General features: G+C 66.4%; 12 protein-coding genes. 6 read left to right on the top strand and 6 right to left on the bottom strand.

Going from position 1 to position 11,944, the window contains the following annotated elements:
• The first annotated feature begins 17 nt into the window (after window positions 1–17).
• Entirely contained in the window at window positions 18–539 is a 522-nt protein-coding gene (locus tag AAHM41_RS15645; RefSeq protein WP_342237486.1) for a GNAT family N-acetyltransferase, read from the top strand.
• Window positions 539–988 (top strand): DMT family transporter, encoded by a 450-nt coding sequence (locus AAHM41_RS15640; RefSeq protein WP_342237485.1) that lies wholly within the window; start codon window positions 539–541, stop codon window positions 986–988. Before AAHM41_RS15645 ends, AAHM41_RS15640 begins: the two co-directional genes overlap by 1 nt.
• Window positions 989–990: 2 nt before the next feature.
• On the opposite strand, the gene AAHM41_RS15635 is transcribed toward AAHM41_RS15640, so the two are convergent.
• From AAHM41_RS15635 to AAHM41_RS15620, 4 genes are read right to left on the bottom strand one after another with little or no spacing between them, the layout of a single operon-like run.
• Window positions 991–1,764 carry an ABC transporter permease gene (locus AAHM41_RS15635; protein WP_342237484.1) on the bottom strand — a complete coding sequence of 258 codons (774 nt, stop codon included), beginning with the start codon at window positions 1,762–1,764 and terminating at the stop codon, window positions 991–993.
• Window positions 1,748–2,578 (bottom strand): ABC transporter ATP-binding protein, encoded by an 831-nt coding sequence (locus tag AAHM41_RS15630; RefSeq protein ID WP_342237483.1) that lies wholly within the window; start codon window positions 2,576–2,578, stop codon window positions 1,748–1,750. The genes AAHM41_RS15635 and AAHM41_RS15630 overlap by 17 nt, the downstream gene beginning before the upstream one ends.
• Window positions 2,579–2,590: 12 nt before the next feature.
• Window positions 2,591–3,592, bottom strand: coding sequence for an ABC transporter substrate-binding protein (locus AAHM41_RS15625; RefSeq protein WP_342237482.1), 1,002 nt, complete (start codon window positions 3,590–3,592; stop codon window positions 2,591–2,593).
• A gap of 44 nt (window positions 3,593–3,636) precedes the next feature.
• On the bottom strand, window positions 3,637–4,719 hold the full coding sequence (locus AAHM41_RS15620; RefSeq protein ID WP_342237481.1) for a 4-oxalomesaconate tautomerase: 1,083 nt from the start codon (window positions 4,717–4,719) through the stop codon (window positions 3,637–3,639).
• Window positions 4,720–4,833: 114 nt separating this feature from the next.
• On the opposite strand from AAHM41_RS15620, the gene AAHM41_RS15615 reads away from it, so the two are divergent.
• On the top strand, window positions 4,834–5,733 hold the full coding sequence (locus tag AAHM41_RS15615; protein WP_342237480.1) for a LysR family transcriptional regulator: 900 nt from the start codon (window positions 4,834–4,836) through the stop codon (window positions 5,731–5,733).
• Between the two features lie 282 nt (window positions 5,734–6,015).
• Here the strand turns inward: AAHM41_RS15615 and AAHM41_RS15610 are convergent, their stop codons facing one another.
• A complete protein-coding gene (locus AAHM41_RS15610) occupies window positions 6,016–6,585 on the bottom strand; it encodes a precorrin-2 dehydrogenase/sirohydrochlorin ferrochelatase family protein (RefSeq protein WP_342237479.1) in 570 nt (189 codons plus the stop codon).
• Window positions 6,585–8,303, bottom strand: coding sequence for an NADPH-dependent assimilatory sulfite reductase hemoprotein subunit (locus AAHM41_RS15605; protein WP_342237478.1), 1,719 nt, complete (start codon window positions 8,301–8,303; stop codon window positions 6,585–6,587). The genes AAHM41_RS15610 and AAHM41_RS15605 overlap by 1 nt, the downstream gene beginning before the upstream one ends.
• 122 nt (window positions 8,304–8,425) lie before the next feature.
• Between AAHM41_RS15605 and AAHM41_RS15600 the strand changes: the two genes are divergently transcribed.
• The 3 genes from AAHM41_RS15600 to cysC are packed head-to-tail and all read left to right on the top strand — an operon-like array spanning window position 8,426 to window position 11,864.
• Window positions 8,426–9,169, top strand: a complete 744-nt coding sequence (locus tag AAHM41_RS15600) for a phosphoadenylyl-sulfate reductase (protein WP_342237477.1) — start codon at window positions 8,426–8,428, stop codon at window positions 9,167–9,169.
• 3 nt (window positions 9,170–9,172) lie between these two features.
• Window positions 9,173–9,967: a sulfate adenylyltransferase subunit CysD gene (gene cysD / locus AAHM41_RS15595; RefSeq protein ID WP_342237476.1), complete on the top strand. Its 795-nt coding sequence runs from the start codon at window positions 9,173–9,175 to the stop codon at window positions 9,965–9,967.
• A gap of 1 nt (window position 9,968) precedes the next feature.
• Entirely contained in the window at window positions 9,969–11,864 is a 1,896-nt protein-coding gene (gene cysC, locus AAHM41_RS15590) for an adenylyl-sulfate kinase (RefSeq protein WP_342237475.1), read from the top strand.
• The last annotated feature ends 80 nt before the right edge of the window (window positions 11,865–11,944 follow it).

Below are 11,944 nucleotides of genomic sequence, written 5' to 3'. Positions count from 1 at the left end.
ATTGTCGTGAGGGTGAGATGCGCATTCGCGACGCCGAGGCTGGCGACATCGCCGGCATCCTGGAGATCTACAACGACGCCGTGCTCCACACGACCGCGATCTGGAACGAGACCGTGGTCGATGCGGCCAACCGCGCCGCCTGGCTGGCGGAGCGCCGGCGCCTCGGCTATCCGGTGCTGGTGGCGGTCGACGATGACGGCCGGGTGGCGGGATACGCCTCCTTCGGCGACTGGCGCGCCTGGGACGGCTATCGCCACACCGTCGAGCACTCGGTCTATGTCCACCGCGACCGGCGCGGCGGCGGGGTCGGCAAGGCGCTGATGCTGGAGCTCATCCTCCGGGCGCGGGCCCTCGGCAAGCACGTCATGGTCGCGGGCATCGAGGCCGGCAACGCCGGCTCGATCCGGCTGCATGAGGGCCTCGGCTTCGAGCCGGCGGGGGTGATGCGCGAGGTCGGGACGAAGTTCGGCCGCTGGCTCGACCTGGCCTTCCTGCAGCTGCGGCTCGACGGCCGCGCCGGTCCGGACGGGCGGGCCTGATGGGTGTCGCCCCGACGGTCGTGCTGCTGGTCTCGGCCGGGCTGTGCCTGGTGCTGCAGAACCTGCTGATGGTCCGGATCACCCTGTCGGCCTCGACCGTGCTGATCGCGCTGGTGATCAACTCCGCCGTCGGGCTGACGGTGCTGCTCGGCCTGCTGCTGATCCGCAACGGCGCGGGCGGCGTGGCCGAGGCGGTGTCGGCGCTGCGCCCCTGGGCCCTGCTGCCGGGGCTACTCGGATCGTTCTTCGTCTTCGCCGGGATCCTCGGCTACCAGCGGCTCGGCGCGGCGCCCACCATCGCCATCCTGGTGGCGAGCCAGCTCGTCGCCGGGCTGGCGGCGGACCAGCTGAAGCCCGGCACCCCGGCCCTCTCGGCGCAGGGGCTGCCGGTCCTCGGCGCGGTCCTGCTGGTGACGGGAGCTTTCCTGATCGCCGGAAGGAACGTCTGACGTCACGCAGGCCGTTCGGAAGCGCTCGGTCGCCACTTGATGAGATGCTTCTCGGCGACGTCCAGGATGCTGTCGATAATCAGGACAAAGATCGCGAGGATCAGGATGCCTGCGAAGACGCCGACCGCATCAAAATTGCCTTCTGCCTGAGCGATCATATAGCCAAGCCCGGCGGAGGAGCCGAGATACTCGCCGATGATCGCCCCGACGACGGCAAAGCCGACCGAAGTGCGCAACGAAGACAGGATCCAGCTTGCCGCTGCCGGGAAGTAGACGTGGCGAAGCAGGTCCGACCGCTTGGCTCCGAGAATGCGGGCGTTCGACAGCACCACCGGGTTCACTTCACGAACGCCCTGCATGGCGTTGAAGAAGGTGACGAAGAACACCAGCGTCACGGCGAGCGCCACCTTGGACCAGAGACCGAGGCCGAGCCAGAGTACGAAGATGGGGGCAAGCACGACCCGAGGGATCGCGTTCAAGCCCTTGATGAAAGGATCCAGAATGCGCGCGGCCGAACGGCTGAGGCCGAGCCAGACGCCTGCGGCCACGCCAAGTGCCGTTCCGACCAGATAGCCGAGCACGGTTTCCGTCAGGGTGATGGCCACATGGCTATAAAAGCCGGCGTCCACCACCCAGGATACCACCTGGTTGAAGATATCGACCGGAGCCGGGAAAAAGAAGACGTCGATGACGCCCGCCGCGACACCCAGCTGCCAGCCGCCGACAATTGCCACCAGCAGTGCGACTTGGATGAGGCGTTCAGTCATGGCGTTCATAGCTTTTCTCCACTTCGCCGCGCAGCGATGACCAGATGTTGCGATAAAGATCCATGAAGCGTGAATCGAGCTTGATTTCAGCGACATCGCGCGGGCGTTGGAGATCGACGGGGAAGCTGTCGATCACGCGCGAGCGCGGTCCGGCGGCAAGCACCACGACCCGATCCGCGAGAGCAATCGCCTCCTCGAGGTCGTGCGTAATCATCACCACGGCGCGCCGTTCCTCCTGCCAAAGCCGCAACAGCTCATTCTGCATCAGGTGGCGGGTATGGATGTCGAGTGCCGAAAAGGGCTCGTCCATCAGGATGACCTTGGGGCCGGTAATCAGCGCCTGCGCCATCTGGACGCGCTTGCGCTGACCGCCGGAAAGCTGATGGGGATAGCGATGCTCGAAGCCCTTCAGACCAACTTTCGCCAACCACTGCATCGACCGCTCGCGCCGTTCGGCAGCGCCTGTACCCTTGAACATGGGGCCAAGTTCGACGTTCTCGAGCGCAGTCTTCCAAGGAAGCAGTGCATCCTGCTGGAACAGATAGCCGATATCGTTTTGGACCCCGCGTACCGGCTGACCGTCAATGGCGACAGTACCGCTCGAGGGCTTCAGCAGCCCGGCAATCGCGTTGAGAACAGTGCTCTTGCCGCAGCCGGTCGGACCGACGATCGCGACAAACTCGCCGTCGGCGACGCTCAAGTTCACATCCTGCACGGCCACATATGCGCCGAAGGACATGGTGACCGAGCCGATGGAAACCATCGGCTTTGCTTGATGCGGATTCTCCGTCGGGGGTGCGGTTTTCACTGCGGCCAATGCCATGACCTCCTCCTGTCAGTTGGCGGCGATGTTCGGGACCTTGCCGACGAACTCGTTCGTGTAGGTTTTCGTCAGGTCGATTTCAGCCGCCGCAACGTTTTTGTTGAAGCTCTTCAAGACGGCGAGCGGGACCTTGATATCTTCCTCGTTGATACGGCCGTCCTTGGAAAAGATCGCCTTCGCGTTCTCGACCGCCTTGATGTAGGTATCACGATCGCCGGAGATGAACTCCTTCGGGAGCTTGTCGACGATCTCTTCCGCGGAGTGGCTGTCCATCCACTCGAGCGCTTTGACCGTCGCATTCGTGACCTTTTGGATGGTCTCCGGATTTTCCTCAATATAGCTCTGTGTGGCATAGAGGACGGAGGTTGGGTAAATCCCGCCATAGATCGCCTTGGCGCCCTCGTCGCTGCGCCCGTCGATCAGGATCTTGCCGACGCCCCTGGCCTCGATGAAGGTCGCTGCCGGGTCATAGTTGACGAGGAGGTCGACCTTGCCCTGTTCGAGGGCCGCGACGGCGGCGGACCCGGAGCCAACGCCGATCAGCGAGACATCGTCCGCGGACAAGCCGTTGCGCTGCAGGTAATAGCGGACAAAGAAATCGGAAGACGAGCCTGGCGAGGTGATCCCGACTTTTGCACCTTTGATCGTTTCCGGTTTTGCCGGGTCGAAAGTGCTGTCCTTGCCGCCAGCCAGCACGAGCCCGGAATTGCGGGCGAGCTGCACGAACGCCACGACAGCCTTCTTCTGCGACTGCATCTGGATCGTATGGTCGTAGAAGCCGACGGCGATATCCGTCGAGCCGGCAACAAGCGCCTGAAGCGTCTTCGACCCGCCCGATGCGAAGTTTTCGACGGTCACCTCCAGGCCTTCCTTTTCATAAAGGCCGAGCCCCTGGGCGACTGGAAAGGGAAGATTGTTGAGGTTGTAAGAGCCGACGCTGATGCGGATCGGATCGGCGAACGCGGAACCGGTAAACGCGACGGTTGCCGCGAGGGCGAGCATGAGCTTGCGCACGATATTTTCCTCCCATTCGTGGCGCCTTCCGGCGGCCACGGTTGTTATGCCGCGCAACCCAGCTGCGCGACCGGTTTTGCGAATACATGTCCTTCGAACAGCCGGCGGGCGGTGCGAAGGATTCCGGCGACGACTTTGCCGTCCCTTTCATACAGCTTGACGTCCAGGTGGCCGCTTGGGTGCTCTATGGAAAGCACGACTGGAGGGGCACGCCTGCCGATCAGAAGCGAAGCAACCGTATCCTGGCTGATACAAGCTGTGGCGATCCCTACGGCGCCCGTGGTTGCGAGCGACGGATGACATTGATGCGGCATGAAATACCGTACGCTGATGTCGCCTCCCGACATTGGCCGGGAAATCAGCACCGGCTTCGGCGTTACCTGATTGGACACGTCTCCGAGGCCCATCCGTTCGCCGGCAGCGATGCGCAGCTTTTCCAGCCGTCCTAGCAATTCCTTATCAGCATTGAGTTCAGCCGCTGACTCGAAGCCGCTTGCGCCGATCGAGTCCGCCTCGATCAACATCATCGGCATTGCACAGTCGATGCAGGTGGCAGCCACGCCATCGATCAAGTCGACCGGCTTGCCAGTGGGAAAGAGCTGTCCGGTGCGAGCCCCCGCTGCGTCCATGAAGGTCAATGCGATCGGCGCCGCACGGCCGGGCACGCCGTCAATTGCAGCGTCACCGAGATAGGAGACGCTGCCGTTTGGAGTGGGAACTTCGGCCTCGATCAGCTTGCTGGTGTTGACGTTATGGATCCGGACGAGCGTCGTTTCTCCACGAACCGGGACAAGTCCGGCTTCGATGGCAAACGGGGCGACCGCAGCCAGCATGTTGCCGCAGTTCGGAGAGGTGTCGACAATCTGTTGGTCGACCCGCACCTGGGCAAAGAGATAATCCACGTCGGCGCCGGGAATGCTGGCAGGTCCGACGATGGCCACCTTGCTCGTGACCGGGTTGCCGCCACCGATGCCGTCTATCTGCAACGGATGACCCGAGCCCATGACGGACAGGAGGATCTTGTCACGCTGACCGGCAGCCGCGGGGAGATCGCTTGCCAAGAAGAACGGGCCCTTTGAGGTGCCGCCTCTCATCAGAACGCAAGGGATCGCCAACAGGTCGTTCATCGCTTGTGCTTCCTCCGAACTTATGTCATCGCCTTATCAATCGGCGCTCTTTGATCCAATTATCGGAAGAGGCGTTTATTTGTGAAATGCCAAGAATCAGGGGATTGATGCGAAATGAGCATTAATTGCGAGATCCTCGACCTTCGAGCCTTCCTGGGCGTCGTGGAGTTGGAGAGCTTTCATCGCGCGGCAGATGCCCTGCATCTGTCACAGCCCGCGCTGAGCCGCCGCATTCAAAAACTGGAGCAGGTTATCGGGGCGCCTCTCCTGGAACGGACAACCAGGCATGTGTCCGCGACGGCTCTCGGTACGGAGCTCGTGCCGCTCGTCCGACGCATGCTGGAGGAGTTCGATGGCTCTCTGTTTGTTGTCCGTGACGTTGGACCCAATCGAGGCGGACTGGTGACGATCGCATGCCTCCCCACCGCGGCATTCTACTTCCTGCCTACCGTCATCCGGCAGTTCAACGAGGAGTATCCGAACATCCGCTTTCGTATCCTCGACTTGCCGGCGACCGACGGTCTTCAAGCCGTGGCACGCGGGGAGGTGGAGTTCGGCATAAACATCATGGGCACGTCGGATCCGGACTTGACCTTCGAGCGGCTCGCGGAAGACCCATTCGTGCTTGCAGCGCGCAAGGATCACCCTCTTGCGGCCAAACCATGGGTCGGGTGGGCGGAACTGGAGCCCTATCATCTGATCACGGTTCATCGATCAAGCGGCAACAGAACCCTGCTCGACGCGGCACTCGCAAAATCGAACATCAAGCTTCGCTGGTTCTACGAGGTGACCCATCTGTCCACCTCCCTCGGGTTGGTGGAGGCAGGCCTGGGGATTTCGGTGCTGCCACGAATGGCAACCCCGCAAGAAGACCATCCGTTTCTGATCACCCGACCCATCCGCAATCCCGAGATATCGCGAACAATCGGCGTGGTTCGCCGTCGCGGCGGCAGCCTGTCGCCGGCGGCGGAGCGATTTCTCAAGATGCTGATGGGCGTATGGGGACGTGATTGAGAGGCGCTCAGATGTCAGGCGACATGGAAAACTGACCCCTCCTGACGACAGCCAGGAGGGATCATGAGCACAGCGAGTTTCGGGACAAGCTCTCCGCAGCGGGAAGCGTTGCCGGGGGATGAGATGCGGGCGCCGGACGTCGCAGCAATGTTGCGCCCGAAAGCGCTGGGCCGGGGACGTGACGATCCAGCGGCTCGATTCCTGGATGGCCGCGCCCCTTCGGGGCTCGCCATGACGGGACATAGTTCGGGCCGCGGAGAGAGCTCAGGCGGCCCGTCCGGATCAGGCTCCCGGCCGGCCCAGCCAGCCTTCGCCGTCGATCACCGAATCGATCGCGCGGGCGATCTCCGCCGGCCCCTTGCCCTGGGCCCGCAGCTCGGAGCGCAGCAGGCCGAGCCGGGCCAGGCGGGCGCCCCAGTCGCGGTGGATCAGCCGCTCGGCGGCGCGGCGCAGGCGGCCGGCCAGGCGCGGGCTCAGCCCGCCGGTCGAGATCGCCACCACCAGGTCGCCGCGGCGGACGATCGCCGGCAGGTGGAAATCGCACAAAGCCGTCCGGTCCTCGACATTGACCAGCAGGCCGAGGCGGCGGGCGAGGAGGGCGAGGTCGGCGGCGCGGCCCTCGTCCAGATCGGCCACCAGCAAGAGACGCTGGGTGCCCAGGTCGGCCGCGCCGGGCAGGCGGCGACGCAGCCGGTCGCCGGCGGCGAACACGAGATCGCGCGACGGCGCGTCCGAGAACACGGCGACGGTAAAGCCACCCTCGTCCAACTGGGCCAGCCGGTGCACCGCCTTGTCGCCGGCGCCAACCAGGGCGACCGGCACTGCCTCGGGGCACAGGGAAATCGGCAGCATCAGAGCGCCTTCCCGCCGGGCAGCAGGGTGGCCAGCTTCTCGACACCCTGGCGGTGGCAATAGTCGCCGAAGCCCTCGCCCGGCAGCCGTTCCCGCGCGAAGGCGCCGAGCAGCGGGTCCAGCGTGTCGGCGATCGACGCCTCCGGCACCTTCTCGGTCAGCTTGGTGTTCAGCCGCGTGCCCTCGAAATCGCCGCCGACGAACAGGGCGAAGGTGCCGGGCGTGCGGCCGACCAGGCCGATGTCGCCGGCATAGGGGCGGGCACAGCCATTCGGGCAGCCGGTGATGCGGATGCTGATCCGCTCCTCGATCAGCCCGTGCTTGCGCAGCGCCGCCTCGACCGAATCGATCAGCGGCTCGCGGATGCGCTCGGCCTCGGACAGCGCAAGGCCGCAGGTCGGCAAGGCCGGGCAGGCCAGGGCCCAGCGGCGGACCGCGGTCAGGTCCTCGGCGAAGACCACGCCGTGGCTGCGCAGATGCGCCGTGATCTCGTCGCGCTCGGCCGGCGCGATGTCGGCGATCAGGATGTCCTGCTGCGGTGTCAGCACCGCCGGCTTGGCCCAGTTCTCGAACAGCGTGCGCAGCGCGGTGCGCAGGCGGATCTGCGGGCCGTCCTGGATCCGGCCGCTGGCGACCGGCAGGCCCAGCCAGAAGCGGCCGTCGCCCTGCTCGTGCCAGCCGAGATGGTCGGGCACCTGGAGCGGCGCGTGCGGCAGCGGGTCGGCCAGGACCCGGCCGAACTGGCGCTCCAGCTCCTTGCGGGTCCAGTCCAGCCCCATGTCGTCGAGCACGTATTTCAGCCGGGCGCGCTTGCGGTCGGCGCGGTTGCCGTGGTCGCGGTACAGCCGGATCACCGCCTCGGCGCCCTGCAGCAGCTCGCCCGGGCCGACCGAGGCGATCGGCGAGCCCATGCGGGCATAGGTGCCGGGCTTGGTGTGGGTCAGGCCGTGGCCGCCGCCGAGATTGAGGTTGTAGCCCTGCAACTGGTCGCCCTCGAACACGGCGAGGATGCCGAGGTCGTGGGTCAGGATGTCGACCGTGTTGTCCTCGGGCGCGGCCAGGCCGATCTTGAACTTCCGCGGCAGGTACGTGGCGCCGTACAGCGGCTCGTCGACTGATTCGGCCGGTGCCTGGCTCTCCTCGTCGAGGAACAGCTCGTAATAGGCCCGGCTCTTCGGCAGCAGCCGCGTCGACAGGAAACGGGCGTCCGCCTCTAGCCTCGCATGCACTGCATCGCGGATCGGCGCCGGTGTGGTCATGACGTTGCGCACCACGTCGCCGCAGGCGGACATGGTGGTCAGCATCGAGTGGTTGATGTCGGCGATCGTTGCCTTCAGATTTCCCTTCAGCACGCCGTGGAATTGGATGCCCTGGCGCGTGGTAATTCGCACCGATCCATTGGCATATCTGTCGGCGATGGCGTCGAGGGCGAGATATTGTTCGGCCGTGATCCGCCCGCCCGGGATGCGGGCGCGGACCATGAACTGGTATTCCTTCTCCAGCCCCTGCTTTTTCCGCGCGGTCGCTGTGTCACGGTCGTACTGCTCATAACTGCCGTGGAATTTCAGCAGGTTATAGCTTTCCTCGGTGACCGAGATGCCGGGCGTGGCAAGGTCGGCGGCGATGCCGCCGCGCAGGAATCGGCTCTGTTCCTTCACGCCTTCGACGGCGGAAAGCTTCGGCGGGGCCGCGGGGGCGGCGGGCAGATCGGCGGACATCGGCGGCGGCGTTCTATCCACAATTGATGGTTGACATTAGTCCACGGATTCACACACAGTCAATCAGCAAATGCGCTCTATTTTACAGTAAAGTAGGAGCAATTGCCGAGAATGAGCACCCGATGTCCGCCTCTGCTGCTGTCCCTTCGCAGCTCGAACAGGAGCTGATCGCCGCCGATTTCGACGGGCTGGACGGGTGTGCGCTGATCGAAAAGGTGCTGGCGGATTCCAGGCTCGGACGCGTCGCACTGGTGTCGTCCTTCGGGACCGAATCGGCGGTGCTGCTGGCCCTGGTGGCCGAGGTCGCACCGGCCACGCCGGTCATCTTCCTCGACACGCTGCGGCATTTCGGCGAGACTCTGCGCTACCGCGACCGCTTGGTCGCGCAGCTCGGACTCGAGGATGTGCGCTCGGTCAGGCCCGACCCCACTGAGATCGCCAGACGAGACCCCGACCTGTTGCTGTTCCAGCGCGACCCGGACGCATGCTGCGCGCTGCGCAAGGTCGAGCCGCTGGAGCGGGCGCTGTCCGGCTTCGGCGGCTGGATCACCGGCCGCAAGCGGTTCCAGGCGCTCACCCGCGCTGATCTGCCGGCGGTGGAATGGGCGGCCGACGAGGGCCGATTCAAGATCAACCCGCTGGCCGGCTGGTCGCCCGACCGGATCGCCGCGGAGTTCGAGGGCCGGGGTTTGGCCCGCCATCCGCTGGAGGCCGACGGCTTCCTGTCGATCGGCTGCATGCCCTGTACCGAGCGGGTCGCGCAGGGCGCAGACCCGCGCTCCGGCCGCTGGTCTGGCCAAGACAAGACCGAATGCGGTATCCACCGCACCGCCGACCCTGCCACCTCCCCAGTCACGTTCCTTTAGGCCATGAATCATCTCGACGAACTCGAAGCGGAGAGCATCACCATCCTCCGCGAGGCCTTCGCCCGCATCGATCGGCTGGCGCTGCTGTGGTCCATCGGCAAGGACTCCACCCTGATCCTGTGGCTGCTGCGCAAGGCGTTCTTCGGACACATCCCGTTCCCGCTGATCCAGCTCGAGACCCATATGGAGCTGCCGGAGGTCTACGAGTTCCGCGACAAGCTGGTGCGGGACTGGAACCTGCCGCTGATCATCGAGGACTGCCCGCCGGAGGAGGACATGGATCCGACCCTGGCGGCCGGCGGCCGGGCGGCGGCGCGCAAGACCGAGGGGCTGAAGGCGGTGGTCCACCGCGAGGGCTTCGAGGGCATCATCGTCGGCATCCGCCGCGACGAGCAGGGCACGCGGGCGAAGGAGCGGGTGTTCAGCCCGCGCAGCTTCGAGGGTGCCTGGGACGTGGCCGACCAGCCGGCGGAATTCTGGGGCCAGTACAAGACCCGGTTCGAGCCCGGCACCCATGTCCGGATCCACCCGATCCTGAAATGGACCGAGATCGACGTCTGGCGCTACACCCAGCGCGAGGGCATCCCGATCGTGCCGCTGTACCTGGCCAAGGACGGGCTGCGCTACCGCTCGCTGGGCGAGAAGAACATCACCCTGCCGGTGGCCAGCGACGCCGACACGATCGAGGCGATCATCGCCGAGCTCGAGACCACCAAGGTCTCCGAACGCTCCGGCCGCATCATCGACAACGAGACCGAGGACGGCTTTGAGCGTCTCCGCAGCGCGGGATACATGTAAGATGGACGGCATCGTGGCCCTGCACCCGGCGCTGGCCGCCGCCCGCACCCTGCGCGTCGTCATCGCCGGCCATGTCGACCACGGCAAGTCGACCCTGATCGGCCGCCTGCTGCACGACACCGGCACGCTCGGCCCCGAGCGCGTCACGGCGGTCGAGGCGATGAGCAAGAAGCGCGGCATGCCGTTCGAATGGTCGTTCCTGATCGACGCGCTGCAGTCGGAGCGCGACCAGGGCATCACCATCGACACGGCCGAGGTGCAGTTCCGCACCCCGCGCCGGCGCTATGTGCTGATCGACGCGCCGGGCCATGCCGAGTTCCTCAAGAACATGGTCTCCGGCGCCGCCGGGGCCGATGCGGCGCTGCTGCTGGTCGATGCCCGCGAGGGCACGCTGGAGCAGTCGCGCCGCCACGCGCTGATCCTCGGACTGCTCGGCATCACCCAGGTGGTGGTGGCGATCAACAAGATGGACCTGGTGGAGTACGACCAGGCCCGCTTCCAGGCGGTGGTCGACGAGATCTCGGCCTATCTGAACAGCGTCGGCATCACCCCCGCGGTGGTGGTGCCGCTGGCCGCCCGGCACGGCGAGAACATCGCCACCCGCTCGGCGCTGATGCCCTGGCATGACGGGCCCTCGCTGGTCGAGGCTCTGGACGGGCTGGAGGCCGCGCCGTCGCCGGTCGACCAGCCGCTGCGCCTGCCGGTGCAGGACGTCTACAAGTTCGACGAGCGGCGCATCGTCGCCGGCCGGATCGAGAGCGGTGCGCTCGCGGTCGGCCAGACGCTGCGCTTCGCGCCTTCGGGCAAGGTCGCGCGCATCGCCGCGATCGAGAGCTGGCCGGCGGCGGAGATCACCACGGCCAAGGCCGGCCAGGCGGTCGGGCTGACGCTCGACCCGCCGGTCTTCGTCGAGCGCGGCCAGATCGCGACCCTGGTCGAGGAGGCGCCGGCGACGGCGGCCCGGCTGAAGCTGCGCCTGTTCTGGCTGGCGCGCGAGCCGCTGCGCCCCGGCGCGCGGCTGACGCTGCGCCTGGCCACCGCCGAGCACACGGTGACGGTCGAGCGCATCGCCCATGTGGTCGAGGTGCACACGCTGGAGACCCGGACGGCGGAGCTGGTGCGGCGCAACGAGACGGCGGAGATCGAGGTGGTCGGCCGCACCGCCATGGCCTTCGACCGCCATGCCGATCTGCCCGGCACCGGCCGCGGCGTGCTGGTCGACGGCTACGACGTCGTGGGCGGCGTCACCATCCTCGACGCCACCGGCGACAGCCGGCTCCTGTTCCCGACCGAGCGGCGGGTCGATGCCGCCGCCCGGCGCATCGCCAACGGCCATGGCGGCGGCGTGGTCTGGCTGACCGGCCTGTCCGGCGCCGGCAAGTCGACCCTGGCGACGGCGCTGGAATCGCGCCTGTTCGCGCGCGGCTGGCAGGCGACGGTGCTGGACGGCGATTCGCTGCGCACCGGTCTCGGCCGCGACCTCGGCTTCTCGACCGAGGACCGGGCCGAGAATGTGCGCCGCGCGGCCGAGGTGGCACGGCTGTTCGCCGAGGCCGGGCTGATCGCGATCGTGGCGCTGATCTCGCCGGAGCGCTGGCACCGCGCCCTGGCCGGCGATGTGATCGGCGACGGCTTCCGCGAGATCTTCGTCAAGGCCGACCTGGCGATCTGCGAGCAGCGCGACCCCAAGGGCCTCTACGCCAAGGCGCGCCGCGGCGAGATCCAGGGCTTCACCGGGGTCTCGGCGCCTTACGAGGAGCCAGAGACGCCGGACCTGACGATCGACACCGGTGCCATGCCGCGCGACGCCGCGATCGACCTCCTGGAGTCCTTCGCCATCACCAGCTTCGCCGGCTCGGCCAAACGGGCCGGGGAAGACGCGGATCCTTCGATCTGAGGTCAGGCTGACCGTCCCATTCTGGATGCCCGGGCTCGACCCGGGCATCCAGAAGGGCTCGACGCAGTCTCTGGATTGCC

Source organism: Inquilinus sp. OTU3971, from assembly GCF_038440215.1.
Note: the sequence above shows the minus strand (reverse complement) of the source record. Positions and strands in the feature narration are given on the sequence as shown.